This is a genomic window from Erythrobacter sp. NE805 (genome assembly GCF_046452355.1).
GTDB lineage: Bacteria > Pseudomonadota > Alphaproteobacteria > Sphingomonadales > Sphingomonadaceae > Erythrobacter.
On sequence record NZ_JBKFDI010000005.1, the window covers coordinates 41370 to 67353 of the forward strand.

Consider the following 25984-nt stretch of genomic DNA (forward strand, 5'->3'; position numbering starts at 1 on the left):
CTGTGCGCCGGGTAAGGGCGAGGAGGCTCCCATTTCGCCCAAGGAGCTGGCTTCCGTGACCAATCCCGTCGTCCACTTCGAGATCCCCGTCACCGACATGGACCGCGCTATCGCCTTCTACCAGGCTGTGTTCGGATACCGGCTCACCCGCGAGGCGGTCGACGGCTACGACATGGCCTTCTTCCCGCGCGCCGACGGCAAGCCGGGCGCGGGCGGGGCGCTGGCGAAGGGCGATGTCTACCGACCCTCGCACGACGGGCCGATCCTCTATTTCGACGTGCCCGACATCGACGCCGTGATCGCCCGCGCCGAGGCGCGCGGTGCGCGCGTGCTCTATGCCAAGAAGGATATCGGCGCGGCGGGCTTCGTCGCCGAGATCGAGGACAGCGAGGGCAACCGGATCGCCCTGAGCGAGGCCAAGGACTGATCAGCTCCCCGTCGGCGGCTCGTCCTTCAGCGCCTCGTCCTTGCCCTCGAGCGCGAGGCCGTGCTTCATAAGCATCGGGATCTGGCTGAAGGTGAAGAGGAAGGTCAGCGGGAGGAACACCCAGAGCTTGGCCCACAGCCAGCCCTCGAAGCTCATCTGCGCGCGCAACACCTCGTTGAGGCCCGCCAGCACCAGGAAGAACACCCCCCAGTTGCGCGACAGCTTGAGCCAGCCTTCCTCGGTCAGGCCCTCGAAGGCGGCCTCGAGGAGGATCCGCAGCAGAGCCTTACCCGCGAAGACGCCGCCGAGCAGCGCGATGCCGAAGGTCGCGTAGATGATCGTCGGCTTCAGCTGCACGAAGGTCGGGTCGCCGAAGAAGATCGTCAGGCTCCCGAAGCCGACGATCAGCGCGGTCGAGAACCACAGCATCGGCGAGACCTTGCCGAGCCGCCATTTCGAGATCAGCAGCGCGAGGATCGCGGCCACCATGAAGGCGCCCGTCCCGGCGATGATCGCGGCGAGTTCGCCCGCGGCGTTAGGGGTCTCGGGCGCGTTCCAGCGGTAGGCGGCGAGGAACACCAGCAGCGGGCCGTAATCGACCGCGACGTTGAGCCAGCTCGAGGCGGCCTTCTTGCCTTCGCCCTCGCTCATCACGCCACCCCCGCGATGACGCGCGCGACGAGGTCGGGGTCGAAGGGGCGCAGGTCCTCCATCTTCTCGCCGACCCCGATCGCGTGGATGGGGAGGCCGTATTGCTCGGCCGCCGCGACCAGCACGCCGCCGCGGGCGGTGCCGTCGAGCTTGGTCATGATGAGGCCGGTCACCCCCGCGACCTCCTTGAACACGTCGATCTGCGACAGCGCGTTCTGGCCGTTGGTGGCATCGAGCACCAGCACCACGTCGTGCGGCGCCTCGGGGTTGAGGCGGCCGAGCACGCGGCGGATTTTCGCCAGCTCCTCCATCAGCTCCTTCTTGTTCTGGAGGCGTCCGGCGGTGTCGACAATAAGCGCGTCGATGCCGGTGTCGGTGGCTTGGCGGACCGCATCGAAGACGATCGCCGCCGGATCGCCGCCCTCGGGGCCGCGCACAAGGTCGACGCCGATCCGGCCCGCCCAGGTGGCGAGCTGGCCGATCGCGGCCGCGCGAAAAGTGTCGCCCGCCGCGAGCAGCACGCCGTAGTCGTCCTCCTGGAAGAGGTGCGCGAGCTTGGCGATGGTGGTGGTCTTGCCCGAACCGTTGACCCCGATGACGAGAATCACCTGCGGCCGCGGGAAGGCGGTGATCTCGAGCGGCTTTGCCACCGGACGCAGGATCGCGGCGATCTCCTCGGCGACCGCCTCGCGCAGCTCGCGGGTGGTGATCTCGAGCCCGAAGCGCTTCTCCGACAGGCGCGCGCGGATGCGGGCGGCGGCGGCGGGGCCGAGGTCGGACATGATGAGCGCGTCCTCGACATCGTCGAGCGTCGCGTCGTCGAGCTTTGCGGTGCCCCCGCCGCTGCCCGGCAGGTTGGCGGTCAAGCGCTCCGAGGTCTTGGCGAAGCCGCCGAACAGGCGCTCCCTCCAGCTGGGTTCTGTCATGCGAGCAGGCCCTCCCTGACCGCGTTGGGGGTCACGTCGATAATGGTTCCGGGCGCCGTGCCGTGGGGCAGGGCGACGGGTGCGTAGGTGGGGGCATAGCCGGTGCCGCCCTTCTCGGCGAGAACCGGCAGGGTTTCGCCCACAAGGCTCTCGAGCCACGCGGCGCGGCGCGCGGCGGCCCGTTCGCGCAGGGCGGCAGCGCGGGCCTTGACCACCGCGCGGGGCAGCTGCGGCATCCGCGCGGCGGGGGTGCCGGGGCGGGGCGAGTAGGGGAAGACGTGGGCGTGGACGATGTCCAGTTCGTCGATGATCGACAGGTTCTCCGCATGGTGCGCCTCATCCTCGGTCGGGAAGCCGGCGATGAGATCGGCGCCCACCGCGATGTCCGGGCGCAGCGCCTTGAGCCGGCTGACCAGGTTCACCGCATCAGCCCTGAGGTGCCGCCGCTTCATGCGCTTGAGCATCAGATCCGCGCCGTGCTGGAGCGAGAGGTGGAGGTGCGGCATCACCCGCTCCTCGTGCGCCAGGAGGTCGAACAGCAGCGGATCGATCTCCACCCCGTCCATGGAGGACAATCGTAGGCGCCTTAGTTCACAAAGTTCATGCAGTATCGCGTGAACGAGCGTGCCAAGTTGCGGACTTCCCGCAAGATCATGTCCCCAGCTTGTCAGATCGACACCCGTCAGCACAATTTCCTTAGCCCCGACAGCAAGATGCGAGTCAATCTGCTGTAGGACTTCGGCGACCGTCAACGACCGGCTCGCACCCCTGCCTTGCGGGATGACGCAGAAGGTGCAGGCGTGGTCGCAGCCGTTCTGCACCGCGACGAAGGCGCGGGTGCGAGAGGGCGCGACGGGAGCCGCCTCGCCGCCCACGTTCCACGCGCGCGGGTCGAGCTTGGCGGCGTTGGCGACCAGCGCGTCGACCTCGTCCATCGCGCCGATCTCTGCGCGGTCGATCTCCGCCGCGCAGCCCGTCACCACCAGCCGCGCCGTGGGGGACTCGCGGCGCGCGCGGCGGATCGCCTGGCGGGTCTGGCGCAGCGCTTCGGCGGTGACCGCGCAGGAATTGACGACCACGAGGTCGCGCTCGCCCGCCAGCATGGCGCGCATCCGCTCGGCTTCGGCGATGTTCATGCGGCAGCCGAGGCTGATGATCCGGGGTGCGTTCAAGCGAAGGCGTCCCAGTCGAACGTGCCGCGGAAGCTCTCCGCCGCCGGGCCGCTCATCAGGATCGTGCCCCCGGGTGCCCAGGCGATGTCGAGGTCGCCGCCGGGGAGCGTCACCCGCACCGGGCTCTCGACGAGGCCGCGGCGGATCGCCGCGACGGCGGTCGCGCAGGCCCCGGTCCCGCAGGCGCGGGTGAGGCCCGCGCCGCGCTCCCAGACGCGCAGCTTCAGATGGTCGGGCCCCGCAAGGCTCGCGACGTTGACGTTGACGCGCTCGGGGAACAGCGGATCGTGCTCGATCAGCGGCCCGAGGCGGTCGAGCTCGACCGCATCGGCGTCATCGACGAAGAAGACCGCGTGCGGATTGCCGACATTGACCGCCATCGGCCCTTCGAGCGCCTCCCACCCGACCGGCATCGCGGCCGTGTCCAACGCATAGGCGAGCGGGATCGCATCCCAGTCGAAGCGCGGGGCGCCCATGTCGACCCGCGCGCCGGCCTCGAGCGGCTCGAGCGCGATGGGCCCGCCGCCGGTCTCGACCACCGCGCGCGCGCCGTGGAGCAGCGCCACCGCGCGGCTGCCATTGCCGCAGGCCCCGGCCTCGCTGCCGTCGGCGTTGAAGAAGCGGACGCGGAAGTCCTGCGCCGCGCTCGGCTCGAGCAGGATGAGCTGGTCGCAGCCGATCCCGGTGCGGCGGTCCGCCAGCGCCCGCGCGATGCCGGGCGTCATCGCGCCCGGCAGCGGCGCGGCGCGCGCGTCGAGCACGACGAAGTCGTTGCCGAGCCCGTGCATCTTGATGAAGGGAACCTCGCTCACAGCGGCGCATCTATGCACGCGCAGGGCTCGCGTCCAGTCCCGCGCCCCCAATCTTGGGCGCAGGGCCTAGGGGTGGGCGCCGCGCTGGCGCAGGGTCTGGTCGTTCACCGCGGCGAGGCCCGGCGTCTCGGGTGCGGCGCGAACGCCTGCGAGCCTGCCCGCGACCTTGAGCCGCGCGCGCACCGCCTCGGCATCCTCGGGCTGGCCGTAGAGGTAGCCCTGCGCCTTCAGCCGGCCCATGCGCTTCAGGGCCTCGAGGATGTCCTCGTCCTCGACGCCTTCCGCGGTGAGCGGCAGGTCGAGCCCGCGCCCCAGCGTGACGATCGCGTCGACCAGCCGGGTGCGGGTGCTCGGCTCGCGCAGTTCGGCAACGAAGCTGCGGTCGATCTTGATGCGGTCGAAGGGCAGGTTGCGCAGCTGCTCGAGGCTCGAATAGCCCGTCCCGAAATCGTCGAGCGCGATCTGCACGCCCTGGTTTCGCAGGGAGGTGATCATCGAGCGCACCAGACCGATGTTTTCGTGGAGGCAGCTCTCGGTGATCTCGATCTCGAGCCGGCGGGGCGGGAAATTGGCCGCGACCAGCATCTTGAGCAGGCGCTGGGCGAACCACGGATCGCGCAGCTGGACCGGCGAGATGTTGATCGAGAGGGTGAGCGAATCGTCCCACTCGCGCGCGTCGGCGAAGGCCTTCTCCATCAGCTTTTCCGAGAGTTCGCTGATGAGGCCGATCTCCTCGGCGACCGGCACGAAGATGTCGGGGCTGATGAGGCCGAACTGCGGCGAGCGCCAGCGGGCGAGCATCTCGAAGCCGACGAGGGCGCCGGTCTCGACGTCGATCTGCTGTTCGTAGAAGGGGATGAACTCCCCGCGCGAGAGGCCGCGGCGGATGCCGGTCTCGAGCTGGTGGCGGAACCTGAGCTCGGTCTCCATGCTCGGCTCGAACCAGAAATAGCGGTTCCGGCCCTGCTTCTTGGCCTGGTAGAGCGCCATGTCCGCGCGGTGCATGAGGCTCGCCGGATCGACCACGAGACCGATCGTCCCGTCGGGCTCGTGATCGGCGGCAATGCCGATCGACAGGGTGATGTCGATCGTCACCTCGGGCATCTGGAGCGGCTGGCCGAAGGTCTCGAACAGGCGGATCGCAAGGTCGTCGACCCGCTCGGGGTGGCCGGCGGGGAAGGGCAGGACGAAGGCGAACTCGTCGCCCCCGAGCCGCGCCAGCCGGGCCTCGCGCGGGAGCAGGGCGCGGATCCGCTCGCACAGCATCACGAGCACCGCGTCGCCCACGACGTGGCCGTGCATGTCGTTGATCTGCTTGAAGTTGTCGAGGTCGATCATGCAATAGGCGACCGCCTCGCCGCGTATCGCGGCGCGGCTGCGGATCTCCTCGGTCGCCTCGAACATGGCGCGGCGGTTGAGGCAGTGGGTGAGCGGATCGGTCGAGGCGAGGATGTGCGCGCGGGCCTCGGCGCGGCGGCGCTCCTCGATCTCGCGGGTGAGCTCGCGGTAGCGGCGCCAGCCGAAGATGATCAGCGCGATGTTGAGCGTCAGCGCGTTGGCGAGCACCACGTCGGGCCGCCCGCCGTGGCCGAGCAGCGCGTCGAGGGTCTGCGGCAGCACCGACCCGCCGGTCCCGAGCAGGAGGATGACCGCGGCGACGGCGATGCCGAGCGCGACGAAATCGCGCTCGGCCTGCTGCAGCGGATTGTCTGGGTCTCTCTCGGTCAAGCGTCCTGCTCCTGTGCGCGATTCTTCGCATGACGCACTAAACATCGGGTTAATCCGGGGGGCTTGGCGAGCGGGTCCCGCCCGCGCTACGGGAGCCGCTCCAACCCGGCAGGAGCACCCCCTCGCATGGCCTATTGGCTGATGAAATCCGAACCCTTCAAATACAGCTGGGACGACCTCGTCGCGGAGGGCGAGGGGACCTGGGACGGGGTGCGCAACTATCTGGCAAGAAACAACTTGCGCGCGATGCAGGTGGGCGACGAGGCGTTCTTCTACCACTCCCGCGAAGGGCTCGAGATCGTCGGCATCTGCGAGATCAGCGTGGTCGGAATTCCCGACCCGACCGACACCACCGGCAAGTGGTCCGCAGTCAAGGTGAGGGCGAAGGAGAAGTTTGCACGCCCCGTGCCACTTGCCGCGATCAAGGCCGAGCCGCGGCTCGCGCAGATGGAGCTCGTGCGGCTCTCGCGCCTTTCGGTTTGCGCGGTCACCCCGGAGGAGTGGCAGGTGGTGCTCGCAATGAGCCGCACCTGAGGATGTTTCACGTGAAACATCGCTGCGAGGGGGGGCAAAAGGGGGGTCTAGCGGGGGTGTGAGAGGGGTCTGACAGGGGTCTGGAGGCTCCTTCGCCCGATCTAGCTGGGGGCCAGCCGGACCCGCTCCCGGCACGCCCTGCCACCCCCTTGTCTCCCGCGACCTCAGACTGTCGCCTTCGCCCGCGCGCGCAAGCCGCTGATCGTCGCGCCGCTCGCCGCGATGTTTTCGACATCGGTGAGCGCGTGGATCAGGCGGATGCCCGTCCGGTCCTTCGCCTCGCCGAGCGCGGCGACGAATTCATCAGTTGTCTCGACCCGCGCGGCCCAGGCGCCGTAGGCTTCCGCGAGCTTCGCGAAGTCCGGGTTCGCGAGCACGGTCGCCGAGACCCGGCCCGGATATTCGCGCTCCTGGTGCATCCGGATCGTGCCATAGGCGCCGTTGTCGACCACCACCACGATCAGCGAGGCACCGGCTTGCGCCGCCGTGGCGAGCTCTTGCCCGTTCATCAGGAAGTCCCCGTCCCCGGCGACCGCGACGACGGTCCGATCGGGAAAGCGCAAGGCGGCGGCGATGGCGGCGGGGACACCGTAGCCCATCGCTCCGCAGGTCGGTGCGAGCTGGCCCGGAAAAGCCTCGTAGCGCCAGTAGCGGTGCCACCAGCCCGCGAAATTGCCCGCCCCGTTGGCGACGATCGTGTCGGCGGGGAGCGTCTCGCGCATCGCCGCAACGCACATGGCAAGGTCGATCCGCGCCTCGGAGGGCTTCGGCGTCGCCCATTCCTCCCACTCGGCATGGGCCTCGGCGCCCGCATCGAAGGGGATCACGCCGGCGTCCTCCCACAGCATCGCGCATTCGGCGAACTCATCGACCGAACAGCACAGTGCGAGGTCGGTGCGGTAGACGCGGCCGAGCTCCTCGGGGTCGGGGTGGACGTGGACGAGGGTCTGCCCCGGGTGCTCGAGGCTGGGCACGGTGTAGCCGTCGGTGGTCGCCTCGCCGAGCCGCGCGCCCACCGCGAGGATCAGGTCGGCGCCCCGCACCCGCTCGACGAGTTTCGGATTGGGGCCATAGCCGAGGTTCCCGGCATAGACCGGCGAGGAGGGGCTGATGGCGTCCTGGCGGCGGAAGGCGGTCGCGACGGGAAGGCCGATTGTCTCTGCGAAGCCCTGGAAGTGCTGGCGCGCCTTGGCGTTCCACCCCGCGCCGCCGATGATCGCGATCGGGCTGGCGGCGTCGGCGATCAGGTCGAAGAGCGCGTTCATCGCGTCGGGGCACACCGCCTGCGCCGGGCGCACCGAAGCGGGGCGGGGGGCGAGGCTGGCGGGGACCTGCTCGACGAGCATATCCTCGGGCAGGGCGAGGACCACTGGGCCGGGCCGCCCGCTGATCGCGACCGCGTAGGCGCGGGCGATGTATTCGGGAATGCGGGTGGGATCGTCGATCCGCGCCGCCCACTTGGCGATGGGCGCGAAGAAGGCGGGGAAGTCGATCTCCTGAAAGCCCTCGCGCCCCTGCGCACCCCGCGCGACGTCGCCGACGAAGAGGATCATGGCTTGCGAATCCTGGTGCGCGACATGGACGCCGATGCTGGCATTGGTCGCGCCCGGGCCGCGGGTGACGAAGGCGATGCCGGGGCGGCCCGTCATGCTGCCGTCGGCGCAGGCCATGAAGGCCGCGCCGCCTTCCTGGCGGCAGGTGACGACGTCGATCTCCGGGCGCTCGGGCAGGGCGTCGAGCACCGCGAGGAAGCTCTCGCCGGGGACGGTGAAGATCCGCTCGCAGCCCTCGGCGGCGAGGCAGTCGACCAGCAGGGCCGCGGCGCTGCGCGTTGGCGCGCGCGTGGAATCAGGCATTTGCATTTCTCCCGTCGTCCTCGCCCGAGCCTCTAACGCGCAGGCCGCGCGGGCGCAAACCGGGCCGGCTTGTCCCCGGCGCGCTGCGACTTGTCCCAGCTTGCGACATTTTCGTCGCAGAACGTTTCCAAAGGTTAAGAATGTCTTAAAATCTCGTTCCCTGCCATGGGAGATTCGCGATCATGCGCCGCAGCCTGGTCCTCACCGACGAGAGCGCCCGCCACTGGTTCCGGGCGAGCCTGCCGCCGCACGTGAAGCGCGACCTGATCCCGATTCCCGCCGAGAGCCTGTGGCGCCTCACCGCCGAGGACGTGCGCGGGGTCGCGAGCACCTATGTCGCGCTGACGCTCGCGATCTTCGCCTTCATTCTCTGAGGCTTGCTCAGGCGGGCTCGGCGTCCCTCAGCCCCTCGACCCGGTGAAGCTTGCGCGCGAGCTGCGCGGAGAGCAGGCACAGCACGAGGCTGATCAGCAGCTGCTCGGCAAGCGGGATGCCGAAATAGCCGAGCACGCCCGCCACCCCTGCGCCCGCCACCATGAACACGGAGGAAATGAAGTTGTTGGCCGCGACCGAGCGGCTCGCCTCGGACTTGTCGACGCGGGTCGTGAGGAAGGCGTAGAGCGGCACCACGAACATTCCCCCCGCAATCGCGATGGCGAGGAGGTTGGCGAGCAGCACCAGCGCCATCGGCTGTTCGAGGAACTCGGCGACCCCGAACAACCCGCCGTTCGCCGGCACGAGGTTCCAGGTGCGGCAGATCAGCCAGAAGGTGATGAGCAGCCCGCCGAGCACCAGTACGGAAGGGGCCGAATAGCGCGCCGAGATGTCGCCCTTGAGGAGGGCATTGATCGACACCGAACCGATCGCGATCCCGGCCGAGAAGGCGACCAGCATCACCGCGGCGACCTGCTTGTCGGCGAGCAGCACGTTCTTGGCGAGCGGGATGAACTGCACCGAGAGAATCGCCGCGATGGTCCAGAAATAGCTTATCGCGAGCACCGAATATCTGAGCTCGAGATTGCCCATCGAGAAGGCGATGAGGTCCTTGGAGGCGCGGATCGGGTTCCAGTCGACCCGGGTCTCGGTGGTCTGCGGGGGCGCAGGCGGGACCCAGCGGCACACGAGGTAGCCGATCACCGCGATGGCGATCACCGCCACCACGCTGTCCATCACGTGCATCGCCCCGCCGAGGATCATGCCGACGAGGATCGCCACATAGGTCCCCGCCTCGACGAGCCCGGTGCCGGCGAGCACCTCGTCCTTCTCGAGATGCTGGGGGAGGATCGCGTATTTGATCGGGCCGAAGAAGGTCGAATGCATCCCCATCGCGAAGAGCGCGGCGAACATCAGCGGGATCGCGAGGGTGTTCACGTGCAGGCCCTTGGAGGCGAGCAGCAGCCCGGTCGCGCCCACCGACATGATGATGATCTCGGCGAACTTGATCCAGCGGATGATCTTGGTCTTGTCGCGCATGTCTGCGAGCTGGCCCGAGGTTGCCGAGAACAGCACGAAGGGCAGCACGAAGAGCGCGGTCGCGAAGCCGCTGACGAGGGTCTCCATCTCGGGCGAATCATAGACCGAGTAGACCACGAAGAGCACCATCGCGTTCTTGTAGAGATTGTCGTTGAGCGCGTTGAGGAGCTGGGTCAGGAACAGCGGCAGGAACCGCCGCCGGCGCATCAGTTGGGTCGATGTGGTCATGCGAAGGCGGCGCCGGTTTCCCTGTCTGTCTGTCGCGACATAGCGGCGGGTGCGCGTTTCACAAGAGCGCGCGCTCGCGCGGCGGGTGACGGCGGGGGGTTTTGCGCCCGCGTTTGTCGCGCTAGAGCGGGGGCGGACCTATGCAGAGCCTGCCCAATATCCTCACCGCCTCGCGCATCTTCGCGGTGCCGCTGCTCGCCTTCTTCCTGTGGTGGCCGGAGTGGCGGCTGGGCTATCTGATCGGCTTCGTGCTCTACTGCATCATCGCCATCACCGACTTCTTCGACGGCTACCTCGCCCGCGCGCAGGGGACCGTTTCGAAGCTCGGGATCTTCCTCGATCCGATCGCCGACAAGATCATGGTCGCAGCGGTGATCCTGGTGCTGACCGCGCAGGGGTATCTCAGGGGGCCCTATGCGGGCGACATCCACGTGATCGCCGGGCTCGTCATCCTGGTGCGCGAGATCGCGGTTTCGGGGCTGCGCGAATTCCTCGGCGGGATCCAGGTCTCGGTCCCGGTCTCGGCGCTTGCCAAGTGGAAGACGACCTTCCAGCTCGTGGCCTTGGGCGCGCTGATCCTCGGCGGGGCGGTGCACGGGGCGCCGTGCCAGTCGGTCGGCGAGGGCTGCGGGACGATCGCGCGGAGCTGGGTGCACCTCGTCGGCCTCGTCTCGCTGTGGACCGCCGCGGTGCTGACCTGCATCACCGGCTGGGACTACCTGAGGGTCGGCCTCAAGCACATGGACTGATGCAAGAATTGCGCTCTGGCGGGAGGCCGGCGCTTCGGGGTAGAATGCCGCGCATGGGATCAGGGGACTCGCCCCCAGCAGCGGCTTTCGTCCGCGCGCTCGCCGCAGAGGCGAGGCGGCGCCAGGTCGCGGCGCGCGATGCGCTGGGCGAGGGCCGCTACACCCGCGCGACCGCACTCCTCGCCGATGCCGAGCTCCTCGCCGAGGATGTCCACGACTGCACCCGCGAACTCGAGCGGCGCTGGCCCGGCGCGGCGGCGGACCTCGCCGCCTTCGACACCCGCCCCGCGCCCGCGCCCGAGCCGCAGCGCAGGCGGCCGCGGCTCGGCCTCCCCTCGCGCCGCTGGCGCATCGCGATCGGCGCGGGACTGGCGCTCGGCCTCGCGCTGGGGGAGTAAGCCCCGCCGCTAATCGAACTCGGGCGCGTTCCCCGCCCCCGCGGTGCTCGCCGCCAGCGCCGCGCCGGTCGGCCGCCCGAAATTGCTCACCGCCATGTAGATCGTGAACTGGGTCGCGGAGACCGCGGGGTTGCACATCCGCATCGCCAGCGTCAGCGCGGCGATGAAGAAGAGCAGCCGCTCCACCTCCATCGCGACGACGTAGCCGATCAGCACCCGCGGATCGTGCCACAGCGGCTGGGCGAGCCCCATCGCGACGCTGGCCGTCACTCCGATCATCATCGCCAGGACGATCGAACGCTGCGCCCCGATCCGCTCGACCAGCCAGCCGCCTGCTGTCGATGCCTGGGTCATGCCGGCCCCCCCCCCAGACCCCTGTCGATGGTGTGTCACACCAGTCGGCATCTCGCAATAACTATAACATTTGTTAGGAAAACGTCCTGCGGCTCATCCCGCGCGCAGTTCCTCGGCGAGCAGCCGGAAGTCCGCCTCGCGCGGGGAGTTGCGGCGCCAGGCGAGCACGATCTCGCGCTTCGCCGTCGGGCTGTCGACGGGCCGCGCGACGACCTCGGTTCCGGCGAGGATGCCCGCCTTCAGCGCCATCTCGGGGAGCATGGTGAGCCCGAGATCGTTGTCGACCAGCTGGACGAGGGTGTGGAGCGAGGTGCCGATCATCGCCGCGCTCGCCCGCAGTTCGGAGCGAGAGCAGGCGGCGAGGGCGTGGTCGCGCAGGCAGTGCCCGTCCTCGAGCAGGAGGAGCCGCCCGGTGTCGATCATCTCGGGGGGAACGCTCGCCGGGGGATCGCGCGGGTCGTCCTTGGGAAAGGCGACGAACAGGCGGTCCTCGGCGATCGGCGCGATCGCCGCGTCGCCGGTGTCGAAGGGCAGGGCGAGCAGCACGCAATCGACCCGCCCGTGGTGGAGCGATTCGAGCGCGTCCTGGCTGGTCTCCTCGCGCAGCATGAGCTTGAGGTCGGGCCGCTCGCGCTTCAGGCGCGGGAGGATGCGCGGCAGCAGGAAAGGAGCGATTGTGGGGATGACGCTCATGCGCAATTCGCCCACCAGCGGCTTGCCCGAGGCCTGGACGAGATCGGCGAGCTCCTCCGCCTCCCGGAGTAGCCGGTTGGCCTTGGCCACCACCTGCTCGCCGAGCGCGGTGAAGCGCACGACCCGGCGCGAACGCTCGACCAGCGTGACGCCGAGCAGGGATTCGAGCTCGCGGATGCCCGCCGAGAGGGTCGACTGCGAGACGAAGCTCGCGTCCGCCGCCTTGCCGAAATGCCCATGCTCGTGGAGCGCCACGAGATATTGCAGCTGCTTGATGGTGGGGAGGTAGGTGGACACGCCCTGTGCGCTATTCCGCCGCCAGCGTGTCGGGCGCCGCCACGTCGTCGATATGGGTCATCTTGAGCTTGCCCTTCTCGACCGCGAAGGCGAGCTTGCCCTCGACGAGGTCCAATGCGTCCTTGCCGAACACCTCGTAGCGCCAGCCCTGCAGCACCGGCAGGTCGCGCGCGCCGGCGGCGAGCGCCTCCATCTCGTCGGCGCGGGTGAGCAGGCGCGGGGCGACGTCGATCTCGCGGGCGCGGATTTTCAGCAGCAGCTTCAACAGGTCCGCCACCAGCGCGCCCTCCTTGCCGAGCGGGGCGCCCTGCTTGATCTTCTCGGGCATCTCGTTCTTCGGCAGGGGCTCGGCCTCGGCGAGCACCTTCATCAGCCGCTTGCCGATGTCGTTGTCCTTCCATGCGGCCGAGAGCCCGCGCACCTTGGCGAGGTCGGCCTGCGCCTTGGGGGGGTGCGAGGCGATGTCGGCCAGCGTTTCGTCGCGCATGATCCGGCCGCGCGGGATGTTCTTGTGCTGCGCCTCGCTCTCGCGCCACGCGGCTAATGCCTTCATCCGCCCGAGCACCTGCGGATTGCGCCCCGGCTGGCGGATGCGCTTCCAGGCGAGCGCCGGATCGGTGAGGTAGTTGGCGGGATCGGCGAGCTTCTCCATCTCGGCATCGAGCCACACCCCGCGGCCGGTCTTGATGAGCTTCTTGAGGATCTTGGGGAAGATCGCGGCGAGGTGGGTGACGTCGCCGATCGCATATTCGATCTGCCGGTCGGTCAGCGGACGGCGGCTCCAGTCGGTGAAACGCGCGCCCTTGTCGATGGTAAGGCCGACCCAGGTCTCGACGAGGTTCGCGTAGCCGATCTGTTCGGACTGGCTGATCGCCATCATCGCGATCTGGGTGTCGAATATGGGGTGCGGGGTCTTGCCGGTGAGGTTGACGATGATCTCGACATCCTGCCCCCCGGCGTGGAAGACCTTGAGCACCTCCTCGTTGTCGGTGAGCAGATCGAGCAGCGGCTTGAGGTCGATCCCCGGCGCCATCGGGTCGATCGCGGCGGCCTCTTGGGTGTTGGCGATCTGCACCAGGCACAGCTCGGGCCAGTAGGTGTTCTCGCGCATGAACTCGGTGTCGACCGCGACGAAGTCCGACTTGGCAAGGCGCGTGCAGAGGTCGCAGAGCGCCTCCGTGGTGGTGATCAGGGGATGGATTTTCATGTTCTCGTTTCGCATCTGACAGGCGGAGTGCCGCCCTCGGGACCAGTCCCGGTCGGCCCCCGCTCCCGCGAGCGGAAGGCGTCCCTCGTGCGCGCTGCCGGCCGGCCCCGCGCCGGCGCGCCCTAGCGTGATACCGCGTCCGGGGACAAGAGTTTAGAGGCCCGCCGCAAGCCATCCACATCTCGCCGCACCGGCAAGGGCGCTTCCCGCGCACGCCCGCACTGGATTTACCGCCCCGCCTCGCCTAGAGGCGCGCCTTCGCTTCCCACCTGTTTCGGAACAATCGGCAAATGCACCCCTACCGCACGCACACCTGCGCCCAGCTCTCCCTGACCCAAGTGGGCGAGACCGTCCGCCTGTCGGGCTGGATCCACCGCAAGCGCGACCACGGCGGCGTGCTGTTCGTCGACCTGCGCGACCACTACGGCATCACCCAGATCGTCGCCGACACCGACAGCCCGGCGCTTCCCGTTCTGGAAGGCCTGCGCGTCGAGAGCGTCGTCACCATCGAGGGGACGGTCAAGGCGCGCATCCCCGAGACGGTGAACCCGAACCTCGCCACCGGCGCGATCGAGGTCTTCGCCCGCGGCATTACCGTCCAGAGCGCCGCCGAGGAGCTGCCGATGCCGGTCGCCGACGAGCAGCCTTACCCCGAGGACATCCGCCTCAAGTACCGCTTCCTCGACCTGCGCCGCGAGACGCTCCACCGCAACATCATGACCCGCGTCGCGGTGATCGCCGACATGCGGGCGCGGATGGCGGCGGCGGGGTTCAACGAGTTCTCGACGCCTATTCTGACGGCTTCTTCGCCCGAAGGCGCGCGCGACTTCCTCGTGCCGAGCCGCATCCATGCCGGCAAGTTCTACGCGCTTCCCCAGGCGCCGCAGCAGTACAAGCAGCTGCTGATGGTTGCCGGCTTCGACCGCTATTTCCAGATCGCCCCCTGCTTCCGCGACGAGGACCCCCGCGCCGACCGCCTGCCGGGCGAGTTCTACCAGCTCGACCTCGAGATGAGCTTCGTCACCCAGGAAGAGGTATGGGAGACGATGGAGCCCGTCATCCAGGGCACCTTCGCCGCCTTCGCGGGCGACAAGAAGGTGACGCCGGCGGGCCAGTTCCCGCGCATCCCCTATGACGAGGCGATGCTGAAGTACGGCTCGGACAAGCCCGACCTGCGCAACCCGCTGATCATCAGCGACGTCTCGTCGCACTTCACGCAGTCGGGCTTCGGCCTCTTCGAAAAGATCGTCGGCGGCGGCGGCGTCGTGCGCGTCATCCCCGCGCCCGCGACCCACGAGAAGAGCCGCAAGTTCTTCGACGACATGAACGACTGGGCGCGCAAGGAAGGCTATGCGGGCCTCGGCTATGTCACCCGCAAGGGGGGCGAGTTCGGCGGGCCGATCGCCAAGAACCACGGGCCCGAGCGCATGGCCGAGCTCTATGCCGAACTCGGCCTCGGCGAGAACGACGGGTTGTTCTTTGCCGCAGGCAAGGAAGCCGACGCCGCCAAGCTCGCCGGTGCCGCGCGCATCCGGGTGGGCGAGGAACTCGGCCTCATCGACGAGAACGCCTTTGCCCTCGCCTGGATCGTCGACTTCCCCTTCTACGAATGGAACGAGGACGAGAAGAAGGTCGACTTCTCCCACAACCCCTTCTCGATGCCGCAGGGCGGGATCGAGGCCTTGGAGGGGCAGGACCCGCTCACCATCAAGGCGTTCCAGTACGACCTCGTGTGCAACGGCTACGAGATCGCGAGCGGATCGATCCGCAACCACAAGCCGGATACGATGGTGAAGGCCTTCGAGATCGTCGGCCTCTCCAAGGCGGATGTCGAGGAGCGCTTCGGGGGCATGTACCGCGCCTTCCAGTACGGCGCGCCGCCGCACGGGGGGATGGCGGCGGGGGTGGACCGCATCGTGATGCTGCTGTGCGGGGCTAGAAACTTGCGCGAGATCTCGCTCTTCCCGATGAACCAGCGCGCCGAGGACCTCCTCATGGGTGCGCCGAGCCCCGCCGAGCCGCGGGCGCTGCGCGAGCTGCACCTGCGGGTCGTCGAGCCGCCGGTGAAGCCGGTCGGCGGGGCCTAGGTGCCCTCCAGCCCTGCGAGGAAGGCCGCGACGTTGCGCCCCAGCGCCGCGACGTCGTAGCCGCCTTCCATCACGGTGACCGTGGGCAGGCCGAGCGTCGCTACCCCCGCGCCGATGCGCGCCATGTCGTCGGTGGTCAGGGCGAAGTGCGAGATCGGGTCGCTCTCGAAGGTGTCCGCGCCGTAGCTGACGATCAGCGTCTTCGCGCCAAAGGCCGCGATGGCCTCCAATGCCTTGCCGAGCGCGCCCTCGTAGGTATCCCAGCGGGTCCCGCGCGGCAGTGGCAGGTTGAGGGTCGCGCCTTCGCCGTCGCCCGCGCCGCGCTCGTCGGCGTGGCCCCAGTAGTAGGGGTAGTCCCTGACCGGATCGGCGTGGATCGAGACGAAGAACACGCTCCCGTCCTCGTGGAAGATGTCCTGCGTGCCGTTGCCGTGGTGGTAGTCGACATCGAGCACCGCGACCGGGCCGAGCCCGCGCGCCGCCGCCGCCCGAGCGGCGATGGCGGCGTTGTTGAGGTAGCAATAGCCGCCGAAATAGTCCGCCCCCGCGTGGTGCCCCGGCGGGCGGCACAGCGCGAAGGCCTGCCGCACCTCTCCGCTGGCGACCGCGTCCAAAGCGCTCAAGGCCGACTGCGCCGCGCCGTAGGCCGAGGCCCAGGTGCCCGCGGCGATGGGCGTCGCCGCGTCGAAGCCGTATCGCCCGAGCCGCGCGTCGATCCGCTCGAGCGCGAGCGGCCGCCGCCCGCGCACCGGGAAGGCATAGGGGATCGCATCGCCCTCGCGTCCCGCCGCAAGCCACGCGTCATGCGCGCCTTGCAGGAAGGCGACGTAGCCCGCGTCGTGGACAGCGAGGATCGGGGCAAGGCCATGGTCGGCAGGCTCGCGCACTGCGCCGAGCGCCGCGCGCATCGATGCGAGCCTCGCGGGGCTTTCGGCATGGTCCATCCACCCGCCATTGTGGAGTTCGCGCAGCGGGGCGTGGGAGCTTTGCGCAGGGGAGCAGAAGGTCAGCATGACGCGCGGCTTCGCACGGCAGCGCAGCACCTTGCAAGGTCCCGCGAAGCCTGCAAGATTTCGCCCGGCAACAGGGGGAGCGAGGGCGATGCGGCTTGCGTGGACGATCGGATTGGGCGCGGCGCTGTGCAGCGTCGCGGTGCAGGCCGAGACGCTGCCCGTCGCGGGGGTCTATGCCGCCGGCACCGACGCCCCCTCGCGCGCCCGCTCGATCGCGATCGGCGACTTCTCCGGGCGCGGCGGCGAGCGGCTCGCCTTCGCGATCGATTCCGCGCTGCGCGGCGCGGTGATCGACGGCGAGCCGTGGTTCGCCCTCACCTTCACCGCGCCCGCCTTCGGCGACAGCTACACCTATGACGGCGGCACCGGGAGCCGCGCGCCCGGGCGCGACGGCGGCCCCGACGCGGTGATGCGCGGGATCGCCGAGGTGACCTGGCGCGATGTCGATTCCGGCACCAAGGAGGTCGAGGAGTGCGTGGCGCGCGCCAACGGCCAGTGCACCGAGCGGAAGAAGGTCACCTACCCCTGCCGCGCCCGCGAGGTCACCCTGCGCCCCGAGGTGCGGCTGGTCGCGCGCGGGGGCGAGCTGCTCTACGCCAAGGGCGACACCCGCGTCCTCGGCAGCCGCTTCTGCAAGGACGAGGAGCGCACACCCGCCGTCGATTCGATGGTCGAGGAGCTCGCCCGCGGTTTCGCCGGCGACGTGCGCCACGACCTCGCCCCGGAATTCCGCGCCGAGGACATCCGCGTGCTCGAGACGCGCGAGGGCGTCGCCAAACCGGACCACAACGCCTTCAAGGCCGCGATCCGCCTCACCAAGAGCGACGTCGCCGGGGCCTGCCGTGCCTTCTCCGCGCTCGAGGCGGCCAACCCGTCCGCGGTCTCGCTGGTCTTCAACATCGGCTTGTGCCGCGAGGGCGAGGGCGATCTCGCTTCCGCCGAGGCGCATTACCGGGAGGTGCTCGCGCTCAAGCCCGGCAAGATCGAGGCGGTGCAGGGGCTCGAGCGGATCGTCTCGCGCCGCCGCGCCGAGACCCAGCGCGACCTGAGGGCCGGCCGCTAGGGCAAGGCGGCCCCTCATCCCCACTTGCGCATCCCCTCGCCCTTCATTAGGGCGAGGGCGACTTATCTAACCCCAGTTTCAAGAGGGAATACCATGAGCGATACTGCCGACCGGGTGGCCAAGATTGTCGTCGAGCACCTCGGCGTGGAAGCCGACAAGGTCACTCAGGATGCGAGCTTCATCGACGATCTGGGCGCCGACAGCCTCGACATCGTCGAGCTGGTGATGGCCTTCGAAGAGGAATTTGGCGTCGAAATCCCCGACGATGCGGCCGAGAAGATCACCACGGTCGGCGACGCCACCAAGTACATCGAAGAGCACAAGGGCTGATCACGGCCTAAACTCCCGTTCGCCCTGAGCTTGTCGAAGGGCCGTCCTTGCTTGCTGGCATAGCGCTGGAAGAAAAAACGGGGCTTCGACAGGCTCAGCCCGAACGGGTCTGGGCCTGTTGCTATTTCGGAGAACACCAATGCGCCGTGTGGTTGTTACCGGCCTCGGTCTTGTCACCCCGCTGGGCGGCGACGTCGAGACCTCCTGGGCGAACCTCATCGCCGGCGAGAGCGGGGCGGGGCCGATCACCCGCTTCGACGCCTCGAACCAGAAGTGCACGATCGCCTGCGAAGTGAAGCCCAAGGATCACCCCTGGGGCTTCGACCCCGACAAGCGCGTCGACCACAAGGTGCAGCGCCAGGTCGATCCCTTCATCTTCTACGGCATCGACGCCGCCGGGCAGGCGCTCGAAGACGCCGGCCTCACCGACATGACCCAGGCCGAGAAGGAGCGCACCGGCTGCTCGATCGGCTCCGGCATCGGCGGCCTGCCGGGGATCGAGCTCGAGAGCGTCAACCTCCACGAACGCGGTCCGGGGCGCGTCTCGCCGCACTTCGTCCACGGGCGGCTCATCAACCTCATCACCGGGCAGGTGCAGATCAAGTACGGCTTCATGGGCCCGAACCACGCGGTCGTCACCGCCTGCTCTACGGGCGCGCACTCGATCGGCGATGCGGCGCGGATGATCGCGATGGACGATGCCGACATCATGCTCGCGGGCGGGTCGGAGAGCACCGTCAACCCGCTCGGCATCGCCGGCTTCGCCCAGGCGCGCGCGCTCAACATGAGCATGAACGACCGGCCCAAGGAGGCGAGCCGCCCCTATGACCGCAACCGCGACGGCTTCGTCATGGGCGAGGGCGCGGGCGTCGTGGTGCTCGAGGAATACGAGCGCGCCAAGGCCCGCGGCGCGAAGATCTATGCCGAAGTCACCGGCTACGGCCTCTCGGGCGACGCCTATCACGTCACCGCTCCGCATCCGGAAGGCCGCGGCGCGGAACTCGCCATGCGCATGGCGCTGAGGAAGGCGGGCCTCGGGCCGGGCGACATCGACTACATCAACGCCCACGGCACCTCGACCATGGCGGACACCATCGAGCTTGCCGCGATCAAGCGCGTGCTGGGCGACGACCTCGGCGGCGCATCGATGTCCTCGACCAAGAGCGCCATCGGCCACCTCCTCGGCGGTGCGGGTGCGGTCGAGGCGATCTTCTGCATCCTCGCGATGCGCGACCAGATCGTGCCGCCGACATTGAACCTCCACGATCCCGACGAGGGCACCGAGGGCATCGACCTCGTGCCGCTGGTGGCGAAGAAGCGCCAGGTCCGCGCGGTGCTCAACAACTCCTTCGGCTTCGGCGGCACCAACGCCTCGATCATCATGCAGAAGCTGGGCTGACACCGTGACGCGCGCGCGGGCACTGGTGCTGCTGGTGCTCGGCCTCGCGGCGGCGGGGCTGGTGGCGGCGTGGATGCTGTTCGGCTCGGCGACCATCGCCAGGGACACGAGCTTCACCATCCCCGAGGGCGCCTCGGTCGCCACGGTCGCCGACAAGCTCGAGGCCGAGGGGCTGGTCACCTCGGCCTCCGGCTTCCTCCTCCAGGCGCGCATCTTCGGCTCGGACGCGCCGATCCAGGCGGGCGAGTTCCTGCTCACCCCCGACATGAGCCAGGGCGACATCCTCGCCGCCTTCCAGTCGGGCAAGGTGATCCGCCGCTTCGTGACGATCCCGGAAGGAATGCCCTCGATCCTCGTCTGGGAGCGGCTGATGGCCGAGCCGCTGCTGACCGGCGAGGTGCCGGTGCCGCCCGAGGGCTCGATCCTCCCCGACACCTACGCCTTCGAGCGCGGCCAGACCCGCAAGAGCCTCGTCGAACAGATGCAGGCGGCGATGGACCGGGCGCTCGCCGAGGAATGGGCGAGGCGCTCGCCGAGGGTCGCCGTGCCGACCATGCGCGAGGCGCTGGTGCTCGCCTCGATCGTCGAGAAGGAGACCGGCAAGCCCGAGGAGCGGCGGATGGTCGCGGGTCTCTACTCGAACCGGGTGAAGACGGGCATGAAGCTCCAAGCCGATCCGACGATCATCTACCCGATCACCAAGGGCAAGCCGCTCGGCCGCCGCATCCGCCAGTCGGAGATCGCCGCGGTCAACGGCTACAACACCTATACCAGGGTTGGCCTTCCCGAAGGCCCGATCACCAACCCGGGGCGCGCGAGCATCGCCGCGGTGATGAACCCCGCGAACACCGCGGCCCTGTTCATGGTCGCCGACGGGACGGGCGGGCACTGGTTCGCCAACACCCTCGCCGAGCACAATGCCAATGTCGCCAAGTGGTATGCGATCCGGAGAGAACGCGGGGAAATGTAACGCCCCGTCGCCCCGCACTTGATCCGGGGCCGCTCGCCTTCCAGTCTGCGCCCCCATGGCCGATCCCTTCATCCTCACCGCGGTCCTCCCGCCCGATCTCCAGGGCTTTGCGGAAGGCCTGCGCCGCGCGCATTTCCCGCCGCAGCGCAACCACCTCCACGCGCACGTCACCCTGTTCCACGCCTTCGCCCCGGCGCTGCTCGACGAGCTGTGCGCGCTCATCCCGAAGCTCGCCGCCGAATTCGCCGCGCCGCAGGGAGCGGTGAAGGGGGTGATGGACCTCGGCAAGGGCACCGCGATCGAGCTCGAGGCGCCCGGGCTGCTGAACCTAAGGGCGCTGATCGCCGAGCACTTCCGCGGCAGCCTCACCGCCCAGGACCTCCACGAGCCGCGTCCGCACGTCACCATCCAGAACAAGGTCACCAAGGAGGAGGCGCGGGCGCTCCAGGCGAGCCTGCCGCCGGTGCTCGCGCCGTGGATCGCGCGAGGTCCCTTCGCCTTGCCCGCGCTCGCGCTGCACCGCTATCGCGGCGGGCCGTGGGAGCACATCAAGACCAGCCCTTTCCGCGGCCGCGCGCGGCTCTGAGCGGGCGGCGAAGGGGCTTGACCCCGCCCCCGCCGCGCCCTAAGTGCGCGCCTCGCCCGGGCCGACACCCGGATCGAATCCGGCCGGATCGCCGCCGGATGCCCTCTGGGGCGGAGTAGCTCAGCCGGTTAGAGCAGCGGAATCATAATCCGCGTGTCGGGGGTTCGAGTCCCTCCTCCGCTACCAACTTCGGTTAAATGTCACGACTGAAGTCGAGCAACTCCCAGCGATTCTCGTATTCCAGCAAAAGGCCGCGCTCTTCATCCTGTTCTGGGTCGGATTTGCGAGGGTTCTTTGCACCCTCAAGCGCAAGCCATACCTTGCCGGGCTGCCTCGTCCCCCCGTCCAGTCTGGGACGCCGATAGTAGCGGCTTAGATTGATCTGAGCCGCTCTCTCAGCCACCTCGTGTGGCATGATTATGGCCCGATACTTCGACGGGCTGTAGACTGCGAGCAGGATCACCACGTCAGCGGAGAGTGCTGCGTCGTCTCGCCGGTTGAAGAAGGTGCTGGCGCCGGCAATGGTCTCGGCGGTGCAAAACCCATACTGAACGGCTGGCTTGTCTCCGTCTTGCAGAGAAGTCCCCTTCACCTGGACGTTGAAGCTCTTTCCTCCCTTCGAGGCGATGAAATCGACGTTGGCTATGGTCTTGGAGACGTATGCAAGGTCAATGATCGCATACCCACGCGCCTCAAGTTCGTTCATGGCAATGCGCTCAGAAATGCGACCCACATTGCGTGAACCAATATACATCGGGCTGCCTTCCTTCGGTTCGATTCACCTGCATCCCTGTGGATGGGTCAAGCGGTCGAACACCGCCTGATTGCCTGCATCCGGGTGACAGAGCTCCTGCACACTGCGGCCCGAGCGAAAGGCGTCAAGCGTGACAGTCTCCATGCGGCCGGGACCAGATATTGTGCGCACAGCACTCGCCGCCGGCATGAGATGCTTCACATCGACTTCGGTCGCCACGATCCGGGTTGCGTCTAGCTTGGTCGGAGCGAGGCTCTCCCAATCAACCGTCAGCCTGCGCTGTATCGCCTGCTGATAACCTTCAACCCGTGGGAAGGTGATCTTGAACGCGGCTTTCTCCGGCACTGCACGGATATGCCTTCGCTAGATGCTCCTCCTCCGCTATCACACCCGGCATGAGATCGCGGCGGATTGCGGCTGCGCGAACAGGTGCCCTGCCGCGGCCTTGCCTATTGCGCGTGCAGGCGGACCGTCAGCTCGGTGAAGCCGACCGTGCGGGTGACGGGGCCGAAGCGCTCCGTGCCGCGGGCTTGTGCGAGGATGTCGATCGCCGCGGTCTGCTCGCCCAGCTGCCGGATCAGCGCGCGCAGGATCGTGCGCGCTTGCGCCGCGCCGAGGCAGGTGTGGTGCCCGCTGCCGAACCCCAGGTGCGGGTTGGGCATCCTGTCGAGCCGAACCTCGGTGGGCGCGTCGAACACGGTCTCGTCGAAATTGGCCGAAGCCCAGCACAGCGAGACCCGCGCGTCGGGCGCGACCGGGTAGGGGCCGACCGCGGCGCCGTTCGGGCAGACCCGGCCGATATGGGTGAGCGGCGTGGTGACGCGGATGAATTCCTCGACCGCCGCCGCGACCCGCCGCGGCTCGGCGCGCAAGGCTTCGAGCGCGGCGCGGTCGCCGGCGAAGAAGGCGACGATCTCGGCGATCGCGGTGATCACCGTGTCGCGCCCCCCGGCGAAGGCGAGGTTGGCGATGCCGGCCATCTCGTCCTCGGTGAGCGGGCGGCCCTCGAGGCGCATCCCGGTCATCGCGCCGAACAGGTCCTCCCCCGGCGCGGTCCGCGCGGTGGCGATCCGGCGGCGGATGTAGTCGTCGAGCACCGAGCCCTTCGCGGCGCTGTCGGGCCCGTCGCGGAACACGTGGGTGCCCCAGCCGATCCACTCCTCCGCGGCGCTCTCGGGCATGCCGAGCAGGTGGGCGAGGGCGAGCGACTGGAGCGGGAGGGCGAAGCCGCGCACGATCTCGACCTCGCCTGCCCCCACCAATGGCGAGAGCAAGCGTGCGACCAGGTCTTCGATCCGCGCGGCATAGTCGGGCGCGGCGGGGCGCATGAAGATCGGCCTGAGGAGGTCGCGGGCCGCCTTGTGGAGCGGAGGATCGGCCTCGATCGGCAATTGCCGGACCGAGCGCACCGCGGTCTCCGCCGGGATCGGCACGCGGCACGGCGCATCGGAGCTGAAAGTCGTCCAGTCGCGCGCCGCCCGGCGCACCGCGCGGTGGCCGAGGATCATCGGGATCGGCTCGCCGTCGAAATCCGCCAGCAGCACGCCCGCGCCGCGGCGCGCGGTGGCGAAGGGATCGCGGTCGGGCGCCTCGGGGGCGGCGGCGGGCGGGGCGGGGTCGGTCACCCCCGGTCTGTGCGCGAAGCCGCCCCCGCTTGTCTCGCGCAACCCGCTGCGCCGCAAGGCTTCGACAGATTTTGTGAGGTTCCCCGCAAACAAGCCGGGCGGACGGCAAGCACGGGACAGTCTATCCTCGCCGGATAAACGGGGAGAGAGACATCATGAAACGCATGGCTACTGCCCTTGCGCCGGCGCTCGCATGGCTGGCGACGCCGCTCGCCGCCGAACCCGCGCCCCCGCCGCCACCGCGGGACGTGCTCGAGGGCGAGGTCGTCTACCACGTCTTCCAGCGCAGCTTCCGCGACAGCAACGGCGACGGCCACGGCGACCTCGAGGGGGTGCGCCAGGCCTTGCCCTATCTCCGGAGCCTCGGCGTCACCGCGGTGCTGATGACCCCGCTCTATCCGAGCCGGGTCTACCACAACTACTTCGCGACCGATTTCGAGGGGATCGACCCGCGCTACGGCACGCGCGCGGATCTCCAGCGGCTGATCGCCGATGCCCATGCGAAGGGCATCAAGGTCTTCCTCGACATGGAGTTCCAGTATCTCGCCGAGGGCCATCCGTGGTGGACCGCCGCGGCGGCCGACCGCGCCTCGCCCTATGCCGACTGGATGCTGTGGGACGACCGCGCCGCGGGGATCGCCGAGGAGGGCCCCTTCGGCCTCAGGGAAATCGCCCATTTCGGCCGCGACACCCACGGTGTGACCACGGTCAACCTCAAGAACCGCGACGTGCAGGCCTGGTTCGATCGCTACCTAATGGGCTGGGTCGATCCGAATGGCGACGGGCGGTTCGACGACGGGGTCGACGGCTTCCGGCTCGATCACATGATGGACGATCTCGACAGCAAGGGGCTCCTCACCGACCTGTTCCGCGACTTCTGGAACCCCGCCTTCGCCAAGCTGCGCGCGGCCAATCCCGACCTCGCCTTCCTCGCCGAGCAGTGGGACTGGCAGTATGGCGAGGACTACCTCGCCCGCGCCGACGTGAGCGCGGTGTTCGCCTTCCCGATCCACGACGCGATCCGCAAGTTCGACAAGGCGGCCCTCGTCGCGGCGATCACCCGCACCGCCGCGGTGACGCCGCCCGGCAAGACCCAGATGATCTTCGCCGAGAACCACGATGTCAGCCGCATCGCCTCCGACCCGGGCATCTCGCCCGAGAAGCTGCGCAGCGCGGCGGCGCTGATGTTCCTGCTGAGGGGCACGCCGATCCTCTATTACGGGCAGGAGCTGGGGATGCGCGGGGCGACCGATGCGGGCTATGCCACCGACGAGCACCACATCCCGGTGCGCGAGGCCTTCAAGTGGGCCGCGACCGACGCCGCGCCCGGGCAGGCGCTGTGGTATCGCCGCCCCGGCGAGCGCTACTGGGACCAGCGCTACGCCCGCGATCATGACGGGGTCTCGGTCGAGGAGCAGGACGGCAAGCCCGGCGCGCTGCTGACCCATTACCGCCGCCTCGCCGCGCTGCGGCAGGCGCATCCGGCGCTGGTCAGCGGGACTGAGGCCGTGCTCGAGAGCCCCGCGGGCCTCCTCGCGGTGGGGCGCAGCGGGGGCGGGGAGCGGCTGGTGATCCTCGCCAACCTCTCCGCGCAGCCCATCGTGCCGCCGGCCGGCCTCGCGCCCGGGGCCGACCTGATCGCCGGGCACAGCGGCGCGCTGCGGCCGTGGCAGACGGCGCTCTACCGCCTGCCGCGCTGATCAGCTCCCGCGCGCGCGGTGGAGCCTGCGGAACTGCGAGGGCGAGACGCCGTAGCGCTTGTGGAACGCTGCCGAGAAGTGCGAGGGGTTGAGGAAGCCGCTCGCATAGGCGATCTCGGAGACGCGCGCGGCGCCGGTGGTGAGGCTGCGGGCCGCGGCGCGCAGGCGATACTGGCGCGCATATTCGGCAAAGCCCATCCCGACCCGCGCCGCGAAGGCGCGCGAGAAATAGGTCGGCGAGAGCAGGCACCGCGCCGCCGCCTCCTCGAGCGTGACGAGCCGGCCCTCGGCTTCGGCGACGAGGTCGAGCGCCGGGCGCAGCCGGTGCAGCGCCGCGCCGACCGCGGGCCCCGCGGCAGCCGCGCCGCGCGGGAACTCGCCGAGCAGCAGCTGGGTCAGCGCCAGCACGTCGCCCGCGCGCCCGCCCTCGGCGGCGAGCGCTGCGAGCCACGCGAAACCGGTCGCGAGCCGCGCGCGCTGCGGCTCCCCGGGGGAATGGACGCGCAGCTGGGCGAGGTCGCCGCCGTCCCGCGCCGGATCGGCGATCGCTGCGGGGTCGCAATGCACGATCACCCAGTCGGTTGCCCCGGCCTCGAGCCGGAAGTCGTGCGCGGCCATCGGGGGGAGGTAGAGCAGGGTGCCCGCGGCGATGGGCAGCGCGCCCGCCTCGGTGATGACCTCGCCCTGCGCGCGCTCGAACCAGATCAGCTCGGCAGGCTCGTGGAAGTGCGGGAAGGGCGAGGGCGCGGCCGATCCGGCCGGCCGCCTGACCGCCTCGACCCGCACCGAGGTCGCCGCCGGAAGGGCGATGGGTTCGCAAAGGGTTCCGCTGTCCACAGGGCAAGGTTAGGACATTCTTGCGCCTGCGTCACGCTCCCGCAAGCATCGCTGGCCGTCCGGCGCCGCACCGACAGCAAGGATGCGACAGGAATTCGCAGCCGCCGCAAACGTG

General features: G+C 69.3%; 27 protein-coding genes and 1 tRNA gene. 13 read left to right on the forward strand and 15 right to left on the reverse strand.

The features are described 5' to 3' along the window. Nucleotides 1–55 precede the first annotated feature (55 nt). A complete protein-coding gene (locus ACLBKU_RS16240) occupies nt 56–427 on the forward strand; it encodes a VOC family protein (RefSeq protein ID WP_410180611.1) in 372 nt (123 codons plus the stop codon). Here ACLBKU_RS16240 and ACLBKU_RS16245 read toward each other — a convergent pair whose 3' ends face one another. From ACLBKU_RS16245 to ACLBKU_RS16265, 5 genes are all read right to left on the reverse strand, one after another. After that, nucleotides 428–1078, reverse strand: coding sequence for an inner membrane-spanning protein YciB (locus ACLBKU_RS16245; protein ID WP_410180612.1), 651 nt, complete (start codon nt 1076–1078; stop codon nt 428–430). After that, nucleotides 1078–2004: a signal recognition particle-docking protein FtsY gene (ftsY, locus tag ACLBKU_RS16250; RefSeq protein ID WP_410180613.1), complete on the reverse strand. Its 927-nt coding sequence runs from the start codon at nt 2002–2004 to the stop codon at nt 1078–1080. Before ftsY ends, ACLBKU_RS16245 begins: the two co-directional genes overlap by 1 nt. Beyond that, nucleotides 2001–3176 carry a MiaB/RimO family radical SAM methylthiotransferase gene (locus ACLBKU_RS16255; RefSeq protein WP_410180614.1) on the reverse strand — a complete coding sequence of 392 codons (1176 nt, stop codon included), beginning with the start codon at nt 3174–3176 and terminating at the stop codon, nt 2001–2003. The genes ftsY and ACLBKU_RS16255 overlap by 4 nt, the downstream gene beginning before the upstream one ends. Beyond that, the gene (gene dapF / locus ACLBKU_RS16260; protein WP_410180747.1) at nt 3173–3964 is read right to left on the reverse strand and encodes a diaminopimelate epimerase; all 792 of its coding nucleotides are present in this window, start codon (nt 3962–3964) and stop codon (nt 3173–3175) included. The genes ACLBKU_RS16255 and dapF overlap by 4 nt, the downstream gene beginning before the upstream one ends. Nucleotides 3965–4054: 90 nt before the next feature. Beyond that, entirely contained in the window at nt 4055–5716 is a 1662-nt protein-coding gene (locus ACLBKU_RS16265) for a putative bifunctional diguanylate cyclase/phosphodiesterase (RefSeq protein WP_410180615.1), read from the reverse strand. A 126-nt stretch (nt 5717–5842) separates the two neighbouring features. Between ACLBKU_RS16265 and ACLBKU_RS16270 the strand changes: the two genes are divergently transcribed. After that, nucleotides 5843–6250: an EVE domain-containing protein gene (locus tag ACLBKU_RS16270; RefSeq protein ID WP_410180616.1), complete on the forward strand. Its 408-nt coding sequence runs from the start codon at nt 5843–5845 to the stop codon at nt 6248–6250. Between the two features lie 164 nt (nt 6251–6414). Here the strand turns inward: ACLBKU_RS16270 and ACLBKU_RS16275 are convergent, their stop codons facing one another. Continuing rightward, nucleotides 6415–8106 (reverse strand): thiamine pyrophosphate-binding protein, encoded by a 1692-nt coding sequence (locus ACLBKU_RS16275; protein WP_410180617.1) that lies wholly within the window; start codon nt 8104–8106, stop codon nt 6415–6417. Nucleotides 8107–8288: 182 nt separating this feature from the next. Between ACLBKU_RS16275 and ACLBKU_RS16280 the strand changes: the two genes are divergently transcribed. Beyond that, complete coding sequence (locus tag ACLBKU_RS16280) at nt 8289–8480, forward strand: hypothetical protein (protein WP_410180618.1); 192 nt, start codon at nt 8289–8291, stop codon at nt 8478–8480. Between the two features lie 7 nt (nt 8481–8487). Here the strand turns inward: ACLBKU_RS16280 and ACLBKU_RS16285 are convergent, their stop codons facing one another. Beyond that, nucleotides 8488–9807 carry an MFS transporter gene (locus tag ACLBKU_RS16285; protein WP_410180619.1) on the reverse strand — a complete coding sequence of 440 codons (1320 nt, stop codon included), beginning with the start codon at nt 9805–9807 and terminating at the stop codon, nt 8488–8490. A gap of 140 nt (nt 9808–9947) precedes the next feature. Here ACLBKU_RS16285 and pgsA point away from each other — a divergent pair, with 140 nt between their 5' ends. Continuing rightward, nucleotides 9948–10556: a CDP-diacylglycerol--glycerol-3-phosphate 3-phosphatidyltransferase gene (pgsA, locus tag ACLBKU_RS16290; RefSeq protein WP_410180620.1), complete on the forward strand. Its 609-nt coding sequence runs from the start codon at nt 9948–9950 to the stop codon at nt 10554–10556. Between the two features lie 53 nt (nt 10557–10609). Beyond that, on the forward strand, nt 10610–10954 hold the full coding sequence (locus ACLBKU_RS16295) for a hypothetical protein (RefSeq protein WP_410180621.1): 345 nt from the start codon (nt 10610–10612) through the stop codon (nt 10952–10954). A 9-nt stretch (nt 10955–10963) separates the two neighbouring features. Here ACLBKU_RS16295 and ACLBKU_RS16300 read toward each other — a convergent pair whose 3' ends face one another. The 3 genes from ACLBKU_RS16300 to rnd all read right to left on the reverse strand — a co-directional run bounded on the left by ACLBKU_RS16300 (nt 10964) and on the right by rnd (nt 13505). Beyond that, nucleotides 10964–11308 (reverse strand): hypothetical protein, encoded by a 345-nt coding sequence (locus tag ACLBKU_RS16300; RefSeq protein WP_410180622.1) that lies wholly within the window; start codon nt 11306–11308, stop codon nt 10964–10966. Nucleotides 11309–11401: 93 nt separating this feature from the next. Beyond that, entirely contained in the window at nt 11402–12298 is an 897-nt protein-coding gene (locus ACLBKU_RS16305; RefSeq protein ID WP_410180623.1) for a hydrogen peroxide-inducible genes activator, read from the reverse strand. A 10-nt stretch (nt 12299–12308) separates the two neighbouring features. Continuing rightward, nucleotides 12309–13505, reverse strand: coding sequence for a ribonuclease D (gene rnd / locus ACLBKU_RS16310; RefSeq protein ID WP_410180624.1), 1197 nt, complete (start codon nt 13503–13505; stop codon nt 12309–12311). A gap of 290 nt (nt 13506–13795) precedes the next feature. Here rnd and aspS point away from each other — a divergent pair, with 290 nt between their 5' ends. Next, the gene (gene aspS, locus ACLBKU_RS16315) at nt 13796–15592 is read left to right on the forward strand and encodes an aspartate--tRNA ligase (RefSeq protein ID WP_410180625.1); all 1797 of its coding nucleotides are present in this window, start codon (nt 13796–13798) and stop codon (nt 15590–15592) included. On the opposite strand, the gene ACLBKU_RS16320 is transcribed toward aspS, so the two are convergent. Then, entirely contained in the window at nt 15589–16605 is a 1017-nt protein-coding gene (locus tag ACLBKU_RS16320) for a histone deacetylase family protein (RefSeq protein ID WP_410180626.1), read from the reverse strand. The two genes, aspS and ACLBKU_RS16320, sit on opposite strands and share 4 nt — an antisense overlap. A gap of 88 nt (nt 16606–16693) precedes the next feature. Here ACLBKU_RS16320 and ACLBKU_RS16325 point away from each other — a divergent pair, with 88 nt between their 5' ends. The 6 genes from ACLBKU_RS16325 (at nt 16694) to ACLBKU_RS16350 (ending at nt 21139) form a co-directional block, all read left to right on the forward strand. Then, on the forward strand, nt 16694–17668 hold the full coding sequence (locus ACLBKU_RS16325) for a hypothetical protein (RefSeq protein WP_410180627.1): 975 nt from the start codon (nt 16694–16696) through the stop codon (nt 17666–17668). A 93-nt stretch (nt 17669–17761) separates the two neighbouring features. Beyond that, nucleotides 17762–17998, forward strand: a complete 237-nt coding sequence (locus ACLBKU_RS16330) for an acyl carrier protein (RefSeq protein WP_017666217.1) — start codon at nt 17762–17764, stop codon at nt 17996–17998. A gap of 139 nt (nt 17999–18137) precedes the next feature. Beyond that, nucleotides 18138–19397 (forward strand): beta-ketoacyl-ACP synthase II, encoded by a 1260-nt coding sequence (fabF, locus tag ACLBKU_RS16335; RefSeq protein WP_410180628.1) that lies wholly within the window; start codon nt 18138–18140, stop codon nt 19395–19397. Between the two features lie 4 nt (nt 19398–19401). After that, nucleotides 19402–20367, forward strand: a complete 966-nt coding sequence (gene mltG, locus ACLBKU_RS16340) for an endolytic transglycosylase MltG (protein WP_410180629.1) — start codon at nt 19402–19404, stop codon at nt 20365–20367. Between the two features lie 55 nt (nt 20368–20422). Beyond that, nucleotides 20423–20953: a 2'-5' RNA ligase family protein gene (locus tag ACLBKU_RS16345; protein ID WP_410180630.1), complete on the forward strand. Its 531-nt coding sequence runs from the start codon at nt 20423–20425 to the stop codon at nt 20951–20953. Between the two features lie 109 nt (nt 20954–21062). Further along, nucleotides 21063–21139 (forward strand) — tRNA-Met (locus tag ACLBKU_RS16350). Between the two features lie 7 nt (nt 21140–21146). Here the strand turns inward: ACLBKU_RS16350 and ACLBKU_RS16355 are convergent. From ACLBKU_RS16355 to ACLBKU_RS16365, 3 genes are all read right to left on the reverse strand, one after another. Beyond that, nucleotides 21147–21707: a hypothetical protein gene (locus ACLBKU_RS16355; protein WP_410180631.1), complete on the reverse strand. Its 561-nt coding sequence runs from the start codon at nt 21705–21707 to the stop codon at nt 21147–21149. A 24-nt stretch (nt 21708–21731) separates the two neighbouring features. Continuing rightward, complete coding sequence (locus ACLBKU_RS16360) at nt 21732–22052, reverse strand: hypothetical protein (protein WP_410180632.1); 321 nt, start codon at nt 22050–22052, stop codon at nt 21732–21734. Nucleotides 22053–22156: 104 nt separating this feature from the next. Further along, nucleotides 22157–23332, reverse strand: coding sequence for a cytochrome P450 (locus ACLBKU_RS16365; protein WP_410180633.1), 1176 nt, complete (start codon nt 23330–23332; stop codon nt 22157–22159). Between the two features lie 155 nt (nt 23333–23487). Here ACLBKU_RS16365 and ACLBKU_RS16370 point away from each other — a divergent pair, with 155 nt between their 5' ends. Then, on the forward strand, nt 23488–25032 hold the full coding sequence (locus ACLBKU_RS16370) for an alpha-amylase family glycosyl hydrolase (protein ID WP_410180634.1): 1545 nt from the start codon (nt 23488–23490) through the stop codon (nt 25030–25032). Here ACLBKU_RS16370 and ACLBKU_RS16375 read toward each other — a convergent pair whose 3' ends face one another. Then, nucleotides 25033–25869, reverse strand: a complete 837-nt coding sequence (locus ACLBKU_RS16375) for an AraC family transcriptional regulator (RefSeq protein WP_410180635.1) — start codon at nt 25867–25869, stop codon at nt 25033–25035. It lies immediately after the preceding gene. Between the last annotated feature and the right edge of the window lie 115 nt (nt 25870–25984).